This is a genomic window from Mucilaginibacter psychrotolerans (assembly GCF_004519315.1).
GTDB classification, from domain to species: Bacteria; Bacteroidota; Bacteroidia; order Sphingobacteriales; family Sphingobacteriaceae; genus Mucilaginibacter; species Mucilaginibacter psychrotolerans.
The window spans coordinates 86,023-106,476 of the sequence record NZ_SOZE01000011.1 but is presented as its reverse complement, the minus strand read 5'-3'; the positions used below and the strand labels follow the sequence as shown (position 1 = coordinate 106,476).

At 45.6% G+C, this 20,454-nt stretch carries 19 protein-coding genes; 12 read left to right on the top strand and 7 right to left on the bottom strand.

Annotated elements, in window-relative coordinates; all coding sequences use genetic code 11:
• Positions 1-35 precede the first annotated feature (35 nt).
• Positions 36-1,319, top strand: coding sequence for a M16 family metallopeptidase (locus tag E2R66_RS12815; protein WP_133231215.1), 1,284 nt, complete (start codon positions 36-38; stop codon positions 1,317-1,319).
• A gap of 13 nt (positions 1,320-1,332) precedes the next feature.
• Here the strand turns inward: E2R66_RS12815 and E2R66_RS12810 are convergent, their stop codons facing one another.
• Complete coding sequence (locus tag E2R66_RS12810) at positions 1,333-2,640, bottom strand: hypothetical protein (RefSeq protein ID WP_133231217.1); 1,308 nt, start codon at positions 2,638-2,640, stop codon at positions 1,333-1,335.
• A gap of 162 nt (positions 2,641-2,802) precedes the next feature.
• On the opposite strand from E2R66_RS12810, the gene guaB reads away from it, so the two are divergent.
• A complete protein-coding gene (gene guaB, locus E2R66_RS12805; RefSeq protein WP_133231219.1) occupies positions 2,803-4,272 on the top strand; it encodes an IMP dehydrogenase in 1,470 nt (489 codons plus the stop codon).
• A 94-nt stretch (positions 4,273-4,366) separates the two neighbouring features.
• Here guaB and E2R66_RS12800 read toward each other — a convergent pair whose 3' ends face one another.
• Positions 4,367-5,128, bottom strand: coding sequence for a hypothetical protein (locus E2R66_RS12800; protein WP_133231221.1), 762 nt, complete (start codon positions 5,126-5,128; stop codon positions 4,367-4,369).
• A 102-nt stretch (positions 5,129-5,230) separates the two neighbouring features.
• Between E2R66_RS12800 and E2R66_RS12795 the strand changes: the two genes are divergently transcribed.
• The gene (locus E2R66_RS12795; RefSeq protein WP_133231223.1) at positions 5,231-5,815 is read left to right on the top strand and encodes an LOG family protein; all 585 of its coding nucleotides are present in this window, start codon (positions 5,231-5,233) and stop codon (positions 5,813-5,815) included.
• A 77-nt stretch (positions 5,816-5,892) separates the two neighbouring features.
• Here the strand turns inward: E2R66_RS12795 and E2R66_RS12790 are convergent, their stop codons facing one another.
• Positions 5,893-6,486, bottom strand: a complete 594-nt coding sequence (locus E2R66_RS12790) for a hypothetical protein (RefSeq protein ID WP_133231225.1) — start codon at positions 6,484-6,486, stop codon at positions 5,893-5,895.
• Between the two features lie 162 nt (positions 6,487-6,648).
• Between E2R66_RS12790 and E2R66_RS12785 the strand changes: the two genes are divergently transcribed.
• Genes E2R66_RS12785 through E2R66_RS12775 form a run of 3 tightly spaced genes read left to right on the top strand, consistent with a single transcriptional unit; the run spans position 6,649 to position 9,244 of the window.
• The gene (locus tag E2R66_RS12785) at positions 6,649-8,277 is read left to right on the top strand and encodes an acyl-CoA carboxylase subunit beta (protein WP_133231227.1); all 1,629 of its coding nucleotides are present in this window, start codon (positions 6,649-6,651) and stop codon (positions 8,275-8,277) included.
• Positions 8,278-8,280: 3 nt separating this feature from the next.
• Positions 8,281-8,742, top strand: coding sequence for a DUF3592 domain-containing protein (locus tag E2R66_RS12780; RefSeq protein ID WP_133231229.1), 462 nt, complete (start codon positions 8,281-8,283; stop codon positions 8,740-8,742).
• Between the two features lie 43 nt (positions 8,743-8,785).
• Positions 8,786-9,244: a DUF3592 domain-containing protein gene (locus E2R66_RS12775; RefSeq protein WP_133231231.1), complete on the top strand. Its 459-nt coding sequence runs from the start codon at positions 8,786-8,788 to the stop codon at positions 9,242-9,244.
• Positions 9,245-9,272: 28 nt separating this feature from the next.
• Here E2R66_RS12775 and E2R66_RS12770 read toward each other — a convergent pair whose 3' ends face one another.
• Complete coding sequence (locus E2R66_RS12770) at positions 9,273-10,469, bottom strand: pyridoxal phosphate-dependent aminotransferase (protein ID WP_133231233.1); 1,197 nt, start codon at positions 10,467-10,469, stop codon at positions 9,273-9,275.
• Between the two features lie 191 nt (positions 10,470-10,660).
• On the bottom strand, positions 10,661-11,071 hold the full coding sequence (locus E2R66_RS12765) for a DUF1573 domain-containing protein (RefSeq protein ID WP_133231235.1): 411 nt from the start codon (positions 11,069-11,071) through the stop codon (positions 10,661-10,663).
• 137 nt (positions 11,072-11,208) lie between these two features.
• Here E2R66_RS12765 and E2R66_RS12760 point away from each other — a divergent pair, with 137 nt between their 5' ends.
• The 4 genes from E2R66_RS12760 (at position 11,209) to E2R66_RS12745 (ending at position 16,290) form a co-directional block, all read left to right on the top strand.
• Positions 11,209-13,644: an alpha-ketoacid dehydrogenase subunit alpha/beta gene (locus tag E2R66_RS12760; RefSeq protein WP_133231237.1), complete on the top strand. Its 2,436-nt coding sequence runs from the start codon at positions 11,209-11,211 to the stop codon at positions 13,642-13,644.
• A gap of 124 nt (positions 13,645-13,768) precedes the next feature.
• The gene (locus tag E2R66_RS12755; RefSeq protein WP_133231239.1) at positions 13,769-13,969 is read left to right on the top strand and encodes a DUF433 domain-containing protein; all 201 of its coding nucleotides are present in this window, start codon (positions 13,769-13,771) and stop codon (positions 13,967-13,969) included.
• Positions 13,970-14,271: 302 nt separating this feature from the next.
• The gene (locus E2R66_RS12750; protein ID WP_204985917.1) at positions 14,272-15,240 is read left to right on the top strand and encodes a glycoside hydrolase family 43 protein; all 969 of its coding nucleotides are present in this window, start codon (positions 14,272-14,274) and stop codon (positions 15,238-15,240) included.
• 246 nt (positions 15,241-15,486) lie between these two features.
• Positions 15,487-16,290 carry a murein L,D-transpeptidase catalytic domain family protein gene (locus E2R66_RS12745; protein ID WP_133231241.1) on the top strand — a complete coding sequence of 268 codons (804 nt, stop codon included), beginning with the start codon at positions 15,487-15,489 and terminating at the stop codon, positions 16,288-16,290.
• A 182-nt stretch (positions 16,291-16,472) separates the two neighbouring features.
• Here E2R66_RS12745 and E2R66_RS12740 read toward each other — a convergent pair whose 3' ends face one another.
• Positions 16,473-17,969 carry a L,D-transpeptidase scaffold domain-containing protein gene (locus E2R66_RS12740; protein ID WP_240049315.1) on the bottom strand — a complete coding sequence of 499 codons (1,497 nt, stop codon included), beginning with the start codon at positions 17,967-17,969 and terminating at the stop codon, positions 16,473-16,475.
• A 164-nt stretch (positions 17,970-18,133) separates the two neighbouring features.
• On the opposite strand from E2R66_RS12740, the gene E2R66_RS12735 reads away from it, so the two are divergent.
• Together E2R66_RS12735 and E2R66_RS12730 are read left to right on the top strand one after the other, a co-directional pair.
• On the top strand, positions 18,134-19,150 hold the full coding sequence (locus E2R66_RS12735; protein WP_134737926.1) for a glycosyl hydrolase: 1,017 nt from the start codon (positions 18,134-18,136) through the stop codon (positions 19,148-19,150).
• A 3-nt stretch (positions 19,151-19,153) separates the two neighbouring features.
• Entirely contained in the window at positions 19,154-19,663 is a 510-nt protein-coding gene (locus E2R66_RS12730) for a DinB family protein (RefSeq protein WP_133231247.1), read from the top strand.
• A gap of 130 nt (positions 19,664-19,793) precedes the next feature.
• Here E2R66_RS12730 and E2R66_RS12725 read toward each other — a convergent pair whose 3' ends face one another.
• Complete coding sequence (locus tag E2R66_RS12725; RefSeq protein ID WP_133231249.1) at positions 19,794-20,426, bottom strand: HAD family hydrolase; 633 nt, start codon at positions 20,424-20,426, stop codon at positions 19,794-19,796.
• Between the last annotated feature and the right edge of the window lie 28 nt (positions 20,427-20,454).

Sequence of the window (20,454 nt, the reverse complement as noted above, 5' to 3'; positions counted from 1 at the left end):
AAATCCTGAAAATTCTGATTCAGATAAACGACTCAATGACAGTCTTAAACAGAAAACAAGCGCCTCAATTCAATGGGGTGGAAAATATAACTTTAATAAAGCCCGAGCACATCAAGCTTGCCAACGGCTGTGATGTTTATTCCTTTAATTCGGGCGGACAGGATTTGCTGCGCATTGAGTGGATATTCAACAACTTACGTTTTAACGTGGCTAAGCCCTTGTTAAATGTGGCCACTAATACCATGCTTACCGATGGTACCACCATCACGACGGCCGCTCAGATAGCTGACCATATAGACTTTTATGGTGCATTTTTGCAGGTTGATTATAGCTACGATCATTCGCAGGTTACCCTTTATACGCTTACCAAGTATTTGGGAAGCACCTTGCCGGTGATTAAGGATATCATCACCAATTCAGTTTTCCCACAAAAGGAACTGGATACTTTTGTACGCAACCAGCAGCAAAAACTGCAGGTTAGCCTTCAAAAGAACGATTTTGTGGCCCGTCGTATTTTTAATAAAGCACTCAACGGCGATACCATTTACGGGCTGGCTGCTCAACCGGAAGATTTTCAAAGCCTTACGCAGGAGGATTTGCAGGCGCATTTTAAAGAAATGTATCAGCCCGCCAATTGTACTATGGTTGTGGCCGGCAAGGTAAGCAAAGAGGCAATGGCCCTGCTTACAGATACTTTTGAAACCGGTTGGGAGAACCAACCAGCGATAGCAGATATTATGCAGCCCGTATTGGAGCCATCATCAGAAAGATTTTTTTATACCGAGAAGCCAGGCGCATTACAATCTGCCATACGTATTGGTACGCCTTTCATCAACCGCACACATCCCGATTTTCCCGCTATGCAGGTGCTTAATACGGTCTTAGGCGGCTACTTTGGATCGAGGCTGATGGCCAACATCCGCGAAGATAAGGGTTATACCTACGGCATTGGCTCGGGTATAAGTTCATTTAAGCAAAGCGGCTCGTTCTTTATTGCTTCAGAAGTAGGGGCAGATGTTTCCCACTCTGCCGTTAATGAAATAGAAAAAGAGGTAAACCTACTTAAAAAGGATTTAATACCTCACGAAGAGCTATCGCTGGTGCGAAACTTTATGCTCGGCTCGCTCTTAGGTAGCCTGGAGAATGTGTTTTCGCATGCCGATAAATTTAAAAATCTCTATTTCGCAGGTTTGGATTATGATTATTACGACCGCTACACTGCGGCAGTCAAAAGTGCCACATCTGAAGAACTGAAAGCGCTGGCCAACAAGTACTGGGATTTTGACAATTTTTATAAGGTGGTAGTAGGCAAATACTAATAGTTTATCTGGTTCAAAAACAATAATTTAAACCGAGTTGATACGAGTTTAAACTCGTACTATAGTTTGCAGATTTAGTTATTTCGGCATTTGGAAAATAGCTGCCATAAACTTCCAGGTGCTTATTAATTACGCCACCAACCTTAAATTGAAATGTGGTATAACTGCCGTTCAAATCTGAGCTGTTTTTTATTTTTGACGTACTACTTGTTGGTTTGCCCTGCACAACTACCGTAACTTTGGTGGTGTTGTATGATACTACATTAACTCCGTAGCCCAGGTCAACAAACAACTTTAGTGTTTCGGCATTGTAAACATTGTAAATTATTTGCGGTGTAATTGAAATTACATTCTGTTTAAGCTTGATGATATTTTCATCGTAGGCGGCTACATTGTAAATAGGGTTTGGTTTATCAATAATATCAAAATTGTTTACCGAATAGCCCATCTCCAGTCTGAAAATTAAATGGCCTATATCGGGATTGGTCAGAACATCTAACCCAGCAATTATTTTTGGCGAACTCGCCTTGGCGGGTTGTGGATCATAATACGGTCCGTTAGCTGAATAATTTAGTGTACTTGAAATAAAGGCTGCTCCTACAAAAAATCGAACTGGTGACTTATTAGCCATACCTACAGGTTTTGATTCTGCGTTACCATTTATTTTTGCCGATAGGTTTGCCAGGTCGCTTTCTTTATAGGCCGCTTGTTGCGTTTGCGAAATTACTTTTACTGCATCTACCATATACTTTTGAGCAAAAAGGGCTAACTGTACTCTAAAAGTGTTTTTGTCAATTACGCTGTTGGAGCCATTCGGGTCCTGGTAAACGCCATAAAATAATTCCGTTGGTACAAGCGTGTTGTTTTCTTTTATATAAAACCGCTCCTTTAAATCATCCCGATAGGCAAACAGCGTAATTTTATCTCCCTTTTGAATAGTTTTTAAAAATACGGTCTCTATGGTGGAGCTGGTATCTGAAAGTGCGGGAGGCGAAGCTATATCGATTTTATTTAAACTAATACGCACAGTGTACCGATAGTAACTAACGTAGCCATCAATGGCGAAGTGGCTTATATCTTCCAATCCGTATGATTTCGACTTGCCACCAATTTCATCTTTGAAATCTAAATCCTTCGGGTTATGCCCCCATTCCTTGTAATTGACAAAGCCATGTAATGTATCTCCTTTTAAATTAAGAATATAGCCGCTTTTGAAATTTGATTGGGCAAATGAAACGAGGGGCAGCAGAAATAAACAAAATAGACTACTTTTTTTCATGATCACTAGATAAGGTTTAGTGTAAATATAAATATTTAACATGAACTAAAAAGCAGTGATCGGGTTATTTATCAAATGCCTTCACAGCGGGCTCAATAATCAGTTTATTGTAAGGTTTAATTAAATTGAAAATGTAAATTCCAAATTCCGAAATAAAAATATACCTTTGCCCGGCAAATAATAACTCCAAAATAATTATTTGCTATGCAGTTAGACCCATCTAAATTTGTTGCCGAAGGATTAACTTACGACGACGTTTTACTACTCCCCGCTTATTCAGAAGTATTACCGCGCGAAGTTAACACGAGTACTTTTTTAACAAAGACTATCCGTTTAAACATCCCCATCATTTCGGCAGCGATGGATACCGTTACCGAAGCAGGCCTGGCCATTGCCATTGCTCAGGCAGGTGGTATAGGCATGCTGCACAAAAACATGACCATACAGCAGCAGGCCGATGAGGTACGTAAGGTAAAGCGGTCTGAAAGCGGGATGATACAGGACCCTGTTACTTTGCTGGAAGATGCAATCTTATCAGATGCCGTTAATATGATGCGTGAATACAGCATCGGCGGTATCCCCGTTATCGATGCCGAGCACAAGCTAAAAGGCATTATCACCAATCGCGATCTGCGCTTCCAAAAGGATTTGACGGTTCCGGTTAGCCAGGTAATGACTAAAACTAATTTGATTACCGCTCCTGAAGGTACCGACCTTGCTCAAGCCGCTAATATACTTCAAGCCAATAAAATTGAAAAGTTACCGGTTGTAAACGCTCACGGTACGCTTGTTGGCCTCATTACTTATAAAGACATCCAAAAAGTCAAGAACTTTCCTAATGCTTGTAAAGACCAGTACGGTCGTTTACGCGTTGGAGCAGCTGTCGGTGTAGCTTCTGATAATATCGACCGTGTAACGGCTTTATACAACGCCGGTGTGGACGTGATAACAGTTGATACAGCCCATGGTCACTCAAAAGGCGTTATTGAAATGGTGAAGGCTGTTAAAGCGCTTTATCCAACGTTACAGGTAATTGCGGGTAACATTGCTACCGCCGATGCTGCCATTGCCCTTGCCGATGCTGGTGCTGATGCTGTTAAAGTTGGTATTGGTCCGGGTTCAATCTGTACCACGCGTATTATCGCGGGTGTAGGTGTTCCGCAGTTATATGCTGTTTATGAATGCGCCAAAGCACTCGAAGGCCGCGGTGTGCCTGTTATTGCAGATGGCGGTATTAAGCAAACGGGCGATATCGTAAAAGCAATCGCCGCAGGTGCAAGCTCAATTATGGCAGGTTCATTATTCGCAGGTGTGGAAGAATCACCCGGTGAAACCATTATATATGAAGGCCGTAAATTTAAATCATACCGAGGTATGGGTTCGGTAGAAGCGATGGCAAAGGGTTCTAAAGACCGTTATTTCCAGGACGAAACCGATGTGGTAACCAAATTGGTACCTGAAGGTATCGTAGGTCGTGTGCCGTTCAAAGGCAATATGGCCGAGGTGATATTCCAGTACATTGGCGGTTTACGTGCCGGTATGCATTACTGCGGTGCTGCCAATATTGAGGACCTGCAACGGGCTAAATTCGTGCGCATAACCGCAGCCGGTATGCGCGAAAGCCATCCGCACGATATTACCATCACTAAGGAAGCACCGAATTACACCCGATAGTGGTTAAGTGGTGGAGCATGGAGGTTAGTTTATTATTATCAAACAAAAAGGGGATGCAATTTTGCTCCCCTTTTTGCTTAAGGCAAATAGTACATTATTTATCGCCCATGCCCGATTTTGGGCCTAGCCCCGATGCGGCGACCAGTTTTAGCGCCTGGTCTTCGGTGAAGCCTTCTTTTACAAGGGCATCAAAGTATTGTTTGTTCAGCTTTGCAAGTTCGGCCATTTTTCCAGGTTCTTTATAATAGCTTATCTGCGCGTCCATTATACCTTTCATCATATTTTTATACATTCCGCCTATGCCACCCATGCCCCCAAAAGGGTCGCTACCGGTTCCGCCGCCGTCGGGCAAAGGCATGCCAAAGCCCCCACCTGGGCCTATAATTTTCCCGTCTATTGTCTTAGGCGTTATTTCAGATTCAGTTAGGCTTACGTTGTAAAAGTTAAAATAAGCACTGCCGTCGTATCCATTGCCGGCCCTTTCAATTACGTCTATCGTTTTAGATGCCGGCGGGATCTTCTGAAAATAGACTTTAAACTCAAGTTTATCTCCCGCTTTTTTAAACAAATGCTTGGGTTGAGGAACCATAGGGATATTCTCCGATTTTACATAGTTATAATGTGCATTACCTACGTCGGTTTGGATATAAATCTCTTTGTTCAATTGCACCCACGCACTATCGCTGCCGGCTACTGCCTCGAAGGTTACGGCGGTATACAACTTGTCGGTTTCTATTTTGGTTATTTTGCAGGCACCATCGTCTTGCGTCCCAACTTGCGGGTTAAGGATGCTTTGGGCAAACGATACCAGGCAGCTTATAGAAAAAACTACAGATAAAATAAGGGCTTTTTTCATGTGTGAAATATTGGTTTAGAAACAAGATAAAAATAGGTTAAAAGAGTTACAAGCGCAACCGAAATCATTATTTGGCATGCATTTTACTTTTATATTTACGGCATGAAATCCCTCTGCGTATTTTGCGGCGCCAACTTCAACGGCGACCCTGTTTTGAAGCAATCCATCGGGCAACTAGCGGACGTTATGGTTGGCCGCGGTATAGAACTGATATATGGCGGCGGCAACGTTGGCGTGATGGGCCTGCTGGCCGATGCGGTAATGGCCAGGGGAGGCAGGGTTATCGGCATTATTCCGCAGTTTTTGATGGATAAAGAGGTTGGGCACAAGGGAATTACCGAACTGCGCATCGTAAAGAATATGCACCAGCGCAAGCAATTGATGAATGACCTTTGCGATGCCATCCTGATGCTGCCTGGAGGCTTCGGCACTTTGGAAGAATTTTTCGAGGTGCTTACCTGGTTGCAATTAGGGTTGCACAATCATCCGGTAGGCATCCTGAATACAAATGGTTTCTATGATAGCTTATTGCAGCAAATGGACGTAATGGTTGAGCAACGCTATTTAAAACCTGCAAACCGCGCGTTGGTGCTCAGCTCTGCCGATCCTGTAGAACTCATTAACCTGATGGATGCAATTGACATAGCGCCCGATGAAGTGTGGTTTAGAGACAGGAATTTGACGTAAGGTCAGTTGGCAGTTGTCAATGGGCAGTTTGCAGTTAAATAAAAACTGCCAACTGCCAGCTGCAAACCGGCAACTGCTTACTGCGTAACCGTCTTTACATACATCCTCACCCTATGCGTGGGCATAATGCTTACGATGCCGTTGGTTTCCTGCTTGTTGGATAGCACGATATACATCTCAACAGACACGCCATCCTTAGTGAAATTATCTTTACGCTGAAACCTGCCTGTTTCTATCAACGCTTTATCATCAAGCGAGCCTGTTGTTTCCGGCTTGCCGAAAATTGCCTCAACCTGCTTTTGGATGGATAAATAATGATCAATATAGGGTTGTAAGGCAGTTAAAGGCTGTTTTATCGCATCCTGATTATTGGCGAAATTAGTATCATCCCATTCGTATAAAACCTGGTTGAGCGTAGAATCTGATCCATTAGGGAAATAATACACCAGCAAATCAGGCATTGATTGTTGTTTGCGCCGATATACCTCTGGTTGACCTATGTGGGGGCCACTCAGAAAGGTGGTTGTTAATTCGGTAGGGATGCCGTCTGCCGCTTCTTCAAAGCCGCGGGCATACGCCAAAGTTTTTTCTTTGATATCGAATGTGTATTGGGCGTAGGAACTGGCGGCGGAACAAATTAAAAGGAATATCAATAGAGCGGTTCTCTTCATAATCAACCAGAATTTCATCGATTGGGTTTATTTGGGACAATTGGCAACTCAAAATTAATGTAATTAGTGCCAATTACGCAATTTGTACTCATTAATTTATTATGCATGCATAGGTTTTTGCTTTTATTTTCCTAACATTACCATACCTATTATAACCATTATATGGATCTGGAATTTAATAAGAATGAGGACGTTAATAAACAACTCGTTTACGAATTTAACACCCGGCTAAAAAAAATATATCTCGGCGGTGGTGAAAAAGCCGCCGCCAAACAAAAAGAAAAAGGCAAAATGCTTGCCCGCGAACGTATAGCCTACTTGCTGGATGATGATAAGCCCTGGCTGGAGGTTGGTGCCTTTACCGCAGACGGCATGTATGCCGAGCACGGTGGCTGCCCCAGCGGCGGCGTGGTTTGCGGCATTGGCTACGTAAGCGGAAGGCAGTGCGTCGTTGTGGCTAATGATGCTACCGTAAAGGCCGGGGCATGGTTCCCCATTACGGCTAAGAAGAACCTGCGTGCGCAGGAAATAGCCATGGAGAACCGCCTGCCTATCATCTACCTCGTAGATTCGGCAGGAGTGTATTTGCCTTTGCAGGACGAGATTTTCCCCGATAAAGAGCACTTCGGCCGTATCTTCCGCAACAACGCGCAGATGAGCAGCATGGGAATCATCCAAATAGCGGCAATTATGGGTTCCTGCGTGGCTGGCGGGGCGTACCTACCCATCATGAGCGATGAGGCGATGATTGTTGAAGGCACTGGTTCAGTTTTTTTGGCGGGATCGTACCTGGTAAAATCGGCTATAGGTGAGGAGGTGGATAACGAAACCCTGGGCGGTGCCACCACCCAATGCGAGATAAGCGGCGTAACTGATTATAAGCACCCCAACGATAAGGCCTGCCTAAATTCTATCCGCAATATCATGAACAAAGTGGGCGATTACACCAAATCCGGTTTCGACCGTATCAAGCCCTCTGCTCCGAAATTGAACGAAAAAGACATCTACGGCATCCTACCCGATATCCGGGAGAAAGCTTACGATATGCGCGAAATTATCTTTCGCCTGATAGATGATTCAGCCTTTGAGGAATACAAGGCGGGTTATGGTCAGTCTATTATTTGCGGCCTTGGCAGGGTAGATGGTTGGGCGGTGGGCATCGTGGCCAATCAGCGTAAGGTTATCAAATCTAAAAAAGGGGAGATGCAATTCGGCGGGGTGATTTACTCCGACAGTGCCGATAAGGCTACACGGTTTATCATGAACTGCAACCAGAAAAAGATACCGTTAGTGTTTTTGCAGGATGTTACCGGCTTTATGGTAGGCAGCCGCAGCGAGCACGGCGGCATCATAAAAGATGGTGCCAAAATGGTGAATGCCGTGGCTAATTCCGTAGTACCCAAGTTCACTATCGTAATAGGCAATTCTTACGGCGCAGGCAACTACGCCATGTGCGGCAAAGCCTACGATCCCAGGCTTATTTACGCCTGGCCATCGGCCAAAATAGCCGTGATGGGCGGGGCGCAGGCAGCAAAGGTACTGGTACAGATGCAGGCAGCAGGCTTAAAAGCAAAAGGCGAAGAGGTAGACGAGGCCAAAGAAGCCGAACTGCTAAAGCAAACCACCGACCGTTACAACGCCCAAACTACGCCTTACTATGCAGCTGCCAGGCTTTGGGTAGATGGCATTATCGACCCGCTGGAAACAAGAAAAGTTATATCTTTGGGTATCGAAGCGGCCAACCATGCGCCGATAGAAAAAGCCTTTAACGTAGGTATAATACAAACCTAACCCATGATCGATTTTGTTGCTGCGGCAAATTATTCTTATACACAAACAGTTGTTCATAATAGTTATTTTAATTGTGCCCTTGTTATTGCAATAGGTTTATTGGTTACTTATGGCGGTATTGGCAGGCTTGTTAGGCGTGCGATATTCAGGAAAAAGGGTGTTTGGGTAGAGGGCGAAGTGACAAAAATCGTCGAGCTTGCTGGTACGGATAATCAGCCGGTTTATTACCCGGTAATAACTTATACTACATTAGAAAATGAAATTATTACTACACATTACGATGCTGTACATCGCAGGCCAAGCCTATATTCAGTGAATGACAAGGTAATTGTTATATACGACCCGAAAGACAAACGGGAGATAATCATCAATGACGGATCAGGCGAAAAGTTGGGCTGGGTTTTGGCTGTTTTTGGTTTACTTATGTTGTTATATGGATGTATGATTCTCCGTACATTTCTATAGATAGGAAAAAATACCCATGCTATAATCATTCAGCAGGCTTAAAATGATCAACTTAGATATATCAGACCGCACCTACTGCGAATTATTTGGCGCGATTGCCGGGCTGTTTGTGCTGGTTTATGGAAACGGTAAACGAGTGCAGTTCAATAAATTGCTCAAAAACGGCATTCGTGTACAAGGGAAGGTTGAAGAGATAAAAATAAAGCGCTGGAGTTGGATCACCAACAACAGGCAAGCAACGTTTTATCCGGTGATATATTTTAAAACGATCGACTCCGGGCCTATCTCGGCAGATTACGATCTTTTCGCAAGTAACCCGTCTGCCTACAGCCTCGGGGAAAAGGTTGAGGTCGTTTACGATCCTACCAACCCTAGAAACTTTATGGTGGATAATTTAAGCTCAAAAATGGTGGCCCCGCTGCTATTGTTGGCGGGGGCCGCCGTTCTTTTCGCTTCGGTAATTTTTTATATCCTCGATCCGGATAGTTATATACGTTTTTAGTGCTTTGTTGCTAAGCTTTGCGTCTTTATTACACCCTCCCCGGGTACGCTTTCAAGCCTTCGGCTAATACAACCATTGCTTTATTCAAATCATCATTGTTAATTACGTAGGCCATGCGTACCTCGTTTGCGCCTGCGCCGGGTGTGCTGTAAAAGCCTGTTGCGGGGGCCATCATTACTGTTTGGTTCTCGTAGCTAAAGCTTTCGAGCATCCACTGACAAAATTTATCCGCGTTATCTATCGGGAACCTTGCTACCACGTAGAACGCACCGCCCGGGTTGGGGCAGTACACGCCATCTATTTTGTTCAACGCACTTACCAACGTATCGCGGCGTTTGGTGTATTCGGTGTTTACGGCGGTAAAGTATTCGTCGGGCGTATCTACGGCGGCTTCGCCCGCAATTTGTTCAACCATCCCGGCCGATAAGCGTGCCTGGGCGAATTTCAGCCCAGTAGCTATTACAGCCTTGTTTTTGGTGATCAGGCAGCCTAGGCGCGCACCACATGCGCTGTAACGCTTGCTTACGGTATCCATTACGATCACATTCTCGTCCAGTCCGCTCAGGTGAATAGGAGAGGTGAAGGTGCGGCCATCGTAGCAGAACTCGCGGTAGGCTTCGTCGCTGAATAAGTACAGGTCGTATTTAAGTGCCAGCTCTTTTAAGGCCTCCAGTTCCTCTTGGGAATACAGGTAACCGGTTGGGTTATTGGGATTGCAAATAATGATGGCCTTCGTTCTGTCGGTTATCAGTTTCTCGAATTCGCTGATTGGGGGCAGGGCAAAGCCATTATCGATGTAGGATAATATCGGTTTCACCACCACATCGGTTTGGTTGGCAAAGCCGTTGTAATTGGCGTAGAATGGCTCGGGGATAATTACCTCGTCGCCATCATCCAGGCAGCTGAGCATGGCTATGGTGATGGCCTCTGAGCCTCCTGTCGTTACAATGATATTTTCGGGCGCTATATCATAACCCAGTTTATTGTAGTATTCTGTAAGTTTTTTGCGGTAGCTCAGCGTACCTTCAGATGGGGTGTAGGCCCATACTTTGAAATCGATGTTTTTGATAGCGTTTAGCATGCCTTCAGGCGTTTCAATATCCGGCTGGCCTATGTTCAGATGATATACTTTCTTACCCTCCAGTTTTGCTTTATCGGCAAAGGGGGTTAGCTTACGTATTGGTGAGGCAGGCATGCGCTGCCCTTTTTGCGAAATTTTTGGCATGGGGCAAAATTAGTAAAAAAATCATAGCCCAATCGCGCTCCTTTTATCTTGCACGGCTTCCGCAGGCATCAAAATACAATTTTTTCCCATAAAGTGGAACACCCTAAATCAACAAAAAAAGGCACCGCTAACAGCGATGCCTTACATATTTTGTTCAATCCTCCCTTCCGGTGAGGGTTTGGGTAGGGCCTTTACTTGCTGCTTGCAGCCGGTTTCGCAATCACTTCGCCTACAATGGTTAAATATTTGGTAGGTGTTTTTGCGTTAGAAGTAACCACGATGGTTTTGTTGAATGCCGAAGCGTTTAGTGCGTTATAAGTAATTTTGATGCTGCCTTTTGCGCCTTTCAATACCGGTGTTTTGGTATAGTCGGCAATGGTGCAGCCACAGGTAGGGCGCACATCAGTCAGAATCAGTGGCTCTTGCCCAACATTCATGAACTCGAATACGGTTGTAACCGGTGTACCTTGCGGTATCTTGCCGAAATCGTGTTTTTCTTCGGTAAATTTAAACTCCGCTTTGGTGTCGTCCTGCGCCATGGCAGTATTTGCAGTGAAGGCCAGGCCTAAAAAAACTGCGCATATCATCATTATTTTTTTCATAATTACCTGTTTGATTGTTACAAATATAAATGGTTTAACCTAATTTAAAAACTATTGCACAAACTATATGTTTTACAACTACCAATAATAAAAACAGAATAGAATTTTATAATTTTACCGCCTAAACAAAATTTTGTATGCCCGAAACTGTAATACACCCAGGCAACGAGCTAAATGCTGCCGAACTCAGTTTTGACGATTTCAAGAATATCGTGATCGGCGATTACCGCGTGGGTTACGAAAGCCGGCAGGCAAGTTTATTGGGCCGCCGCGAAGTACTTACAGGCAAGGCCAAGTTCGGCATCTTTGGCGATGGTAAGGAAGTGGCCCAGTTGGCTATGGCCAAGGCGTTCCGCAAGGGCGACTGGCGCGCCGGTTACTACCGCGACCAAACTTTTATGTTTGCCACCGGCATGAGCAACCTTAAGGAGTTTTTTGCCCAGCTATATGCTCACCCTGATATTGAGAAAGATCCTGCATCGGGCGGCCGCCAAATGAACTGCCACTACGCTACGCGTTTTGTTGATAAAGAAGGGAACTTTACAAACCAGGTAGAAACCAAAAATACAGGGTCGGACTTGTCTACTACGGGCGGGCACATGCCACGCCTGTTGGGTCTGGCTTATGCATCTAAACTATACCGCCAGAATAAAGAGCTGGAATACCTGAAGCAATTTTCGGTAAACGGTAACGAAGTAGCATTCGGCACCATCGGCAATGGTGCAACCTCCGAGGGTTTGTTCTTCGAAGCATTCAACGCCGCAGGCGTACTGCAGGTGCCTATGGCTATCTCTATTTGGGACGACGCCTATGCTATATCCGTACCTGCAAGACTGCAAACTACAAAAGAAGATATCTCGGAAGTGTTGCGTGGTTTCCAGCGCGATGCCCGTGGCGCAGGATACGAAATATTTAAAGTGCGTGGCTGGGATTACGTAGCCCTTTGCGAAACTTACGAGCGCGCCATCAAAATATGCCGCGAGGAACATGTACCCGTGATGATACACGTAATAGAGATGACCCAGCCGCAGGGCCACTCAACCTCTGGATCGCACGAACGCTATAAAAGTAAAGACAGGCTTGCCTGGGAAGAGGAGCACGACTGCCTGTTGCAGATGCGCAAATGGATGATAGCATCGGCTATTATTACCACCGAAGAAATTGACGAACTGGAAGCTGCTGCCAAAAAGCACGTACGCGAATGCCAGAAAGAGGCCTGGGCCGAACTGGAGGACGAGATAAAAGCAGAGATAGACGAGGTAGTAGAATTGATAGAGAATGTTGCCGAGTACTCGCCGCTACATGCCGAATTATTGGATATAACACGCGGTCTGCAAAGCAGCATTGATCCCGGCCGCCGGGATACCATTTCGGCCATACGCAAGACCCTGCGCCTCACCGTGGCCGAAAGTACTTCTTACGAACGCAAGGTATTGGTAGATTATCTGCGTACCGAACTGGAAAAAAATAAGGAACGCTACAATTCTAAATTATTCAGCAATACGCCGCACTCGCCCTTGCTGGTGCCGGTTGTAAAAGCCGAGTACGCCGATGATGCCCGTCTTTTGGATGGCCGCGAGGTACTTAACGCTTGCTTCGATGCCAATTTTGAGCGCGATAAAAGTATCGTAGCTTTTGGCGAAGACGTAGGTGCCATTGGTGATGTAAACCAGGGCTTTGCCGGTTTGCAGGCCAAGTATTCTGATCTGCGCATTACCGATACCGGTATCCGCGAATCTACCATCATAGGGCAGGGCCTTGGCCTCGCCATGCGCGGTCTGCGCCCCATCGCCGAGATACAATACCTCGATTACCTGATTTACGCCCTTACTGTTTTAAGCGACGATGTGGCCAGCCTAAGCTACCGCACCATGGGCGGGCAAAAGGCACCGCTTATCGTACGATCGCGCGGGCACCGCTTAGAGGGGATATGGCATTCCGGGTCGCCACTAGGCACCATCCTCAATTCCATGCGTGGTATGCACATCTGCGTGCCGAGGGATATGACGCAGGCTGCAGGCATGTACAATACTCTGCTGCGCGGCGATGAGCCGGCGTTGGTGATTGAATGCCTCAATGGTTATCGTTTAAAGGAAAAATTGCCTGCAAACGTAGGCGAATTTACGGTGCCGCTGGGCAAAGCCGAGGTTTTGAAAGAGGGTGGAGATATTACCGTGGTAAGCTACGGCTCAACCCTGCGCATTGTACTGGAGGCTGCTGTAGAACTCGAGAAAATGGGCATCCATATCGAAGTGATCGACCCGCAAACCTTATATCCTTTCGATACCGATAACGTATGTGCGAATTCGCTGCGCAAAACCAATAAACTGCTGGTGGTTGATGAGGATTTGCCGGGAGGAGGTTCGGCATATATCCTGCAAAAAGTGATAGAGAAGCAAAAAGGCTATTACTCGCTCGACTCGCAGCCCCGTACCCTTAGCGGTGCCGAACACAGGCCACCCTACGGCACCGACGGCGACTATTTCAGCAAACCATCTTTGGATGATGTGGTAGAAGTGGTTTACAGCATGATGAACGAAGCCAACCCCGGTAAATTTCCGGCGATATATTAAGATGTTTTAAGCTTTGACAACTTTCTGAAAGTTGTCAAAGCTTATTTCGATGCGACTACGCGACTCTCGACAGAAGAAGTTTAGGCTAATTTATTGTACTTTTGTTAGTAAAGAACTGCATGCGATGAAAACTTTAGACAGGATAGTACTTAACCCGGAAATTATGGGTGGCAAGCCCTGTATAAAGGGGCTACGGATGACTGTGGGTACTATAATTGGTTTGTTGGCGTCTGGCATCAGCAATTCAGAAATATTGCAAATGTATCCTTACCTGCAACAGGAAGACATAATGCAGACTTTGTCATACGTCGCCTGGCGTTCGTAAGAAATTGAAGTTCCGCTCACGGGCGCATGAAAATCTAGAGAGTGCAATAATGCAATAGGCTAAAACGAATAACCATGTAATTTTTACCCGCGATCTTGATTTTGGTACAGCTCTTGCACACACCAACGCAGAAAAGCCAAGCGTCGTACAAGTTCGACCTAGAATGTAACTGTTGACCGTCTCACAAAACTTGTGATTCCATCTATGCAACTTTATAGCAAACTGCTGGAAAAGGTGCACTGCTTGTAATTGACGAAGATAAGAAACGCATAAGGATACTTCCATTATAAAAAAAGAGTATCATGAGTACAAATTCCATCCACATGCGCTACAAACTCTTCGCCGTACTATTCATTTTTCTCTCACTCAGCAGTCACGCACAAGCACAAACCGAAGCTATCCGCCTCGCTGACCCTACCATCTTTCAGGAAAAAGGCGTGTATTACCTATACGGCACCGGCCGGCCCGACGGCTTTGCGGTGTACACATCAACCGATTTGGTTAAATGGGAGCGGCATAAAAACAATGCCTTGCTTATGGGCGATAGCTACGGCACCAAAGGCTTTTGGGCACCGCAGGTATTCAAGCACAAAGGCAAGTATTATATGGCTTATACCGCCAATGAGCACATTGCCATTGCCCAAAGCGATAGTCCTCTAGGCCCTTTTAAGCAAAGCATCATCAAGCCATTATCTGAAGAGGGTAAACAAATAGACCCCTTTATCTTCAAGGATAAACGCGACGAATTATACATTTACCATGTGCGCCTGCAAAACGGCAACCGCATTTTCGTAGCCCGGCTAAACGAGGACTTTACGGCGATGGATGAGTCGACCGCTGTGGAATGCTTGCACGCAGAGCGCGGTTGGGAAAATACCGCAAAAACGAACTGGCCGGTTTCCGAAGGGCCAACGGTAATTAAAATGGGTAAGTTATACTATCTGCTTTATTCTGCAAACGATTTCAGGAACATCGATTATGCAGTAGGCTATGCCACCTCGGCATCGCCAACCGGGCCATGGACGAAATACAGCGTTAACCCGATCCTTAGCCGTACAAATACAGGTCATAACGGTTCAGGCCATGGCGATATATTTACAGCTGCCGATGGCAAGCTTTGGTATGTTTTCCATACGCACAACGCCAACGATAAGGTTCATGACCGGCTTTCTGCCATTATCCGGTTATCGTTCTCCGCAGGCAAACCAGGTGTGTTTTCGGTAGTACCGGATACTTTCCGTTATTTGAAGGTTGAAGCGCTGCCGCAGTAGGGGATAAGCCCGGCAATAGAACGTGTCCATGCATGATTTTACTTGGCCCAGGGCGATGATCGTTGATTCAATCGATGTTAACCAAATGGAAAATATTTATCATTTAAGTACACAATTGCTTTGTCCTGACAATATTTTTAACTAACTTGCGTATATTTGTTATAACAAATCACAATTTGTAAACCAACAAATCCTGTTCCCGCGTTCCCTGTATTGATTAAATTATTGGATTAAACCGTATAAGTTATGAGAAAACATTTTTGGTGGGCTATTTGCGTTTTGATGTTGATTTCCGTTTCTGTTATCAGTTGGAAACCATCGAACGCATCAAAAAATATCGAAGTAAAATCTACTCCGATAAATGCAAAAGAATACTTTACGCAGTACGTGAATGATATTTACCAAACTGCGCAGTTGCAGCAAACTGGTATGGATATTACCGTATTCCAGAAAGCCATAACCGGCTATTTGAACCTTAAGCTTTCAAATAAGCTTTTGCAGAATAGCGAAGTGATTACGGTTGTAGATTTCAACAAATCCAGCCGTGAAAAACGCATGTGGATTATAGATGTGGTTAAGAAAAGTTTGCTGCTAAACACGTGGGTTGCCCACGGGCAAGGAAGCGGCAACGATATGGCAACCGCATTCTCTAACAACAACGAATCGCACCAAAGCAGCCTTGGTTTTTATTTAACCCAGGATGTGTACATTGGTAAGCATGGTCGTTCGCTGCGTTTAGATGGGCTGGATGCTGGCGTTAACAACGCAGCACTGGCGCGTGGCATTGTAATACATGCTGCCGATTACGTTTGCCAGAATACCATAAACCAAATTGGCCGCCTTGGCCGCAGCTTTGGCTGCCCGGCGGTAAGCCCTGCTGTTTCTGATTTGGTAATCAATACGATTAAAGGCAGATCTATGTTATTCATCAATGGAAGCAGTAGTAATTACACGTCTAAACTATTAGACCCAACTGCTCCCTTAAATTACCTGATGCCTAACGCGCCGGCTACTATCTCTGCAGATTCGTCGCGAGTAGCGTCTCTTTAACCTGATAAGTAAACAAAATAGCAAGCCCGGTATCAGCGATGGTACCGGGCTTTATTATTACCCCGCGTCATTGCGAGGAACGAAGCAATCTCCCAATTCGAAGGTCGGATTTGCAAATCGCTCTGCTTGCGTAGAGATTGCTTCGTGCCTCGCAATGACGCGATGGAGAAGGTGTGCAGAAGTTACAATTGCGCTAACTGATCATTGCTTGCCAAAAAACGTTGCAGATGTCCGTACAGCACGATATCTAAGCCGTAAACATCCGGGCGGAACTGCATAACGCCCTTATCATCTACCCAGCAAGTAACGTAGGTTATGTACACCGGCATTTTGGTTGGCAGCCCTATGGTAGTCGGCTCGGGGTTATCCTCGCCCATGGCTTTGGCAATTTTGTCGTAAGTGGCACCCGGGCCAAATAGTTGTTCCGCAAGGCCTTGCGGATTACCTAAACGTATACAGCCATGGCTTACAGCGCGCATGGGCCAGTTAAAAGGCTCTTTGGCTGGAGTATCGTGCAGGTATACGCTGCTTTTGTTATTGAAAAGGAATTTTATCTTGCCCAAAGAATTATCATCGCCGGGGCGTTGCTTAAACTCATATTTATCTTTAGGTGCGTTGGCAAAATCAATAGTTTCGGGGTCATCCACCTTTTTGCCATTCTCGTACACGTCGATATTTTTGTTAGATAAGTAGTAGCGGTCTTTGGCGGCTTCTACCATAATCTCTTTACTGGCTATGCTTTGCGGTATGTTCCAAACCGGGTTTACCTGCACGCTGTGTATCAGGCTGTTTAGCTGCGGCGTTTCACGGCTGAAGGGGCGGTCAATCTTGTCGCTTTCGTCATAATCAACCAATGTATTCTCCTTGTCCTTGTTACGACCCTCGCCTACACACACCTTCATATTCAGTACCGAGCGGCCGTTGTCCATCACATCAAGGCGATAATCCGGTATGTTAACGATTACATAACGGGTCTGACTGGGTTTGTTTTTCCAGCGAAGGCGCTCCATATTAGCCACGAGATAGCGGGTGGTTTCCTCTTTGCTCATACCCGGGGCAACACTACCATCCATTAGGGCCTTTTGCAGAGCAAGATATTGTGGGTCTTTAGGTTGTATGCTATCCAGGTATGCTTTCATATTGGTAACATGAAGGATATTCGACATTCCGGCACTATCAGGGCGTTTGGTTTCGGTATAATATCTCTGGTAAATTTTGCGCGGACTTAAAATACCGTATTGCAAAGCGTTGGAATAATTAATGAGCGAGTTAGCTGTGGTGATCTCCAGCAGCGCAATATCGCGGTAAGCCTCGTCGATGTTTTTGATGGCACGCTTATCCTTAAATTTGGCCACCAACGCGGTTATTTTATCTGCGTTGAACATCTTTGGGTCCAGGCCGTGCTGGTTCACTTTCTCGAAGTAGTTTGCCGTCAGGTCTACATCGCCGTTGAAGATGTGATCCATCACAAAAATGGGGTCGTAGTCATTCTCTTCATAAAAGGCACTGATGAGCTTAGGGTTACTCACCTTGGTTTTCTCTTCGGCCAAAACGGTTTTAAATACCTCGGCGAGGCCCTCGGGAGTGGCATCTTTAAATACCTTATTCTTGGTTTTTTGGTATAGCACCTTACCCAGGTCCGATCGGCTTTTCTTACAACTTGGTAACGTTAGCATCATAAGTGCGAAGACCAGTATGGCGCTTGTTAGGGAAACTTTTTTTAGATTAAACTTTATCATTGGATAGAATTATATATTTAGCTTTGGTAGCAATAGCAATAGCTATACCACAATACCGCATTTATTTAAATGCCCAGTATAATATACAAAAAGCTTTTGGCCCGATGAAGAAAATATTATTATTTATCCCTTTACTATTGTTGGTGGCCTGCAGCCCTATGGCGCAAACCTTTAAGCCCGTAAATAAGAACGCCGGTAAAGAAGCAACCGACCTACTGGCTTACCTGTATGAGATAAACGGCAAGCACATTCTATCAGGCCAGCATAATTACAATAGCGATTTAAACGTTTTCTCCGATTCGGCAAAGGCCATTGCCGGCAAATACCCGGCACTTTGGGGTACCGATTTTATTTTATGGGGCGATAAAGACCTGGGGCAGAATATTGTAAACGAATCGATAAAAAAATCGCGCGAGGGTTACCTGGTTAGTCTGATGTGGCATCAGGGCCGCCCAACAGATGAGCCGCCTTACGGCTGGAAAGAAAGCGTGCAGGGCAAACTTACCCCAGCACAATGGACGGAACTAACCACCCCCGGCACTGCCCTCAACAAAAAATGGGTTGCGCAGATAGATGTTATTGCCGGTTACCTGAAACAACTACAGGACGCGCATGTGCCGGTGCTGTGGAGGCCCTATCACGAAATGAATGGCGTATGGTTTTGGTGGGGAAATAAAAAAGGGCCTGATGGTATTATAAAACTGTATAAAATGATGTACGACAGGTACACTAATTACCACCATCTGAATAACCTGATTTGGGTGTGGGGCGCCAACGGCCTGCGCGATATTCCAGAAGACGAAGCCTATCATTATAAAGATTATTATCCCGGCGCCAACTACGTAGATATTTTGGGTGCCGATGTTTATCACTTTGATTATGAACAAAGCGACTATAACGAATTGCTAGCACTGGCTGCAGGTAAACCCATAGCGCTTACCGAGAACGGCGAGATACCCAACCCGCAGGTGCTTAAGGCGCAGCCCAAATGGCTTTGGTTTATGACCTGGACCAGCTGGCTGTGGACCGATAATCCTAAGGGCCGCGCCAAAGAGATATACGACCTGCCCGGCACCCTCAACCACGATGATGTGAAGGACAGGCTGGCCACAAAACCATAAGTTATGAGCACTCAACCCGAAGTATGGCTGCGTGGCCCGCTGCCCGGCATACCCGCTTTGCTGCAACCCGTAGCACATGCGCTGTTACAAGCAAGAGAAGAACTTAACGAATTGATGGCCGGTTTCCCCGATGATAAATTGTGGGATAAAGTTGCCGGCATGGCATCGCCGGATTTCCATTTACAGCATTTAACCGGCGTGCTCGACAGGCTTTTTACTTATGCAAACAACGAATCGTTGACCGAACAGCAACTGGAGTATTTGAGCCAAGAGGGTAATACGGCTAATAAAGCCTACACTACACAGGATTTAGTTGCTGCGTTTAACCGGCAAGTTGATGAATCACTTTCCCAACTCAGCAAAGCTGATCCGGCCTCGCTAGCAGAGTTTCGCCCGGTGGGCAGAGGGAAGTTGCCGTCAACGGTTATCGGGCTTTACACGCACGCGGCGGAGCATACGATGAGGCATTTGGGGCAGTTGATTGTGACGGTGCGGGTGGTGAGCCTTACCTAAATAATCTACCCGTCATGCCGAATTTATTTCGGCACCCCATCTGCAAGGTGGCGACCATGCAAAGCGGTTAAGCACAGTGGCTACTTTTATGATGGGGTGTTGAAACGAGTTCAACATGACGTTATGGTGTTTAGCTTCCTCTAACTATCTTCACTACATCCGTATAATCTTTGCCCCTGTAGGTAACGGTAGCATCGGTATAGCGGTCGCCCGGGTCGAATAGGAAGGTATCGATGCCTAACTCTACGGCGGCTTTTATTTCTGATTTAGGGTCGTCGCCTATTACCAAAACTTCCTTTGCCGTGTAGCCATTTTCGGCCATTATATTGGCAAAAACATCTTTTTTTGTTTGAGATGATTTTTCGGGGTCTACGATATAAATACCTTTAAAATCAGCTTCGATACCCAGCATTTTCACTTTGCTCATCTGTAGCTTGGTAAAGCCGGTTGTTACCAGGTATTTATCTATGGCGATATTTTGTATTTGTGCATACTGCTCAAACGCGCGCATGGGTACATCCAGCTCAATATTGTTCAGCATTTCCATGCCCATAGCTTTCAGTTCGGCACTGAAACCGAATTCGTCGGCCACATGCTGGTAGGGACGACGCGTAAGCTCGTCTTTGGCTTTGTTTACCATTTCGCTGTCGGTAGGCTCCAGATGCTCGTCTATCAGTTTAAATAGCTGACCGAATAGGTGGTTGGCGATAGAATTTACCGGGTAGATGGTATTATCAAGATCTAGAATGAGTACACGTTTCATGGAGGTAAATATATGGAGGAGGTTTGAA

Coding starts and splice junctions, on each gene's coding strand:
- E2R66_RS12785 (WP_133231227.1), top strand. CDS start 6,649: ATGGATCTGGAATTTAATAAGAATGAGGACGTTAATAAACAACTCGTT.
- E2R66_RS12725 (WP_133231249.1), bottom strand. CDS start 20,426: ATGAAACGTGTACTCATTCTAGATCTTGATAATACCATCTACCCGGTA.
- E2R66_RS12815 (WP_133231215.1), top strand. CDS start 36: ATGACAGTCTTAAACAGAAAACAAGCGCCTCAATTCAATGGGGTGGAA.
- E2R66_RS12775 (WP_133231231.1), top strand. CDS start 8,786: ATGATCAACTTAGATATATCAGACCGCACCTACTGCGAATTATTTGGC.
- E2R66_RS12810 (WP_133231217.1), bottom strand. CDS start 2,640: ATGTTAAATATTTATATTTACACTAAACCTTATCTAGTGATCATGAAA.
- E2R66_RS12760 (WP_133231237.1), top strand. CDS start 11,209: ATGCCCGAAACTGTAATACACCCAGGCAACGAGCTAAATGCTGCCGAA.
- E2R66_RS12770 (WP_133231233.1), bottom strand. CDS start 10,469: ATGCCAAAAATTTCGCAAAAAGGGCAGCGCATGCCTGCCTCACCAATA.
- E2R66_RS12790 (WP_133231225.1), bottom strand. CDS start 6,486: ATGAAGAGAACCGCTCTATTGATATTCCTTTTAATTTGTTCCGCCGCC.
- E2R66_RS12750 (WP_204985917.1), top strand. CDS start 14,272: ATGAGTACAAATTCCATCCACATGCGCTACAAACTCTTCGCCGTACTA.
- E2R66_RS12740 (WP_240049315.1), bottom strand. CDS start 17,969: ATGATGCTAACGTTACCAAGTTGTAAGAAAAGCCGATCGGACCTGGGT.
- E2R66_RS12730 (WP_133231247.1), top strand. CDS start 19,154: ATGAGCACTCAACCCGAAGTATGGCTGCGTGGCCCGCTGCCCGGCATA.
- E2R66_RS12735 (WP_134737926.1), top strand. CDS start 18,134: ATGAAGAAAATATTATTATTTATCCCTTTACTATTGTTGGTGGCCTGC.
- E2R66_RS12765 (WP_133231235.1), bottom strand. CDS start 11,071: ATGAAAAAAATAATGATGATATGCGCAGTTTTTTTAGGCCTGGCCTTC.
- E2R66_RS12800 (WP_133231221.1), bottom strand. CDS start 5,128: ATGAAAAAAGCCCTTATTTTATCTGTAGTTTTTTCTATAAGCTGCCTG.
- E2R66_RS12795 (WP_133231223.1), top strand. CDS start 5,231: ATGAAATCCCTCTGCGTATTTTGCGGCGCCAACTTCAACGGCGACCCT.
- E2R66_RS12755 (WP_133231239.1), top strand. CDS start 13,769: ATGAAAACTTTAGACAGGATAGTACTTAACCCGGAAATTATGGGTGGC.
- E2R66_RS12780 (WP_133231229.1), top strand. CDS start 8,281: ATGATCGATTTTGTTGCTGCGGCAAATTATTCTTATACACAAACAGTT.
- E2R66_RS12745 (WP_133231241.1), top strand. CDS start 15,487: ATGAGAAAACATTTTTGGTGGGCTATTTGCGTTTTGATGTTGATTTCC.
- guaB (WP_133231219.1), top strand. CDS start 2,803: ATGCAGTTAGACCCATCTAAATTTGTTGCCGAAGGATTAACTTACGAC.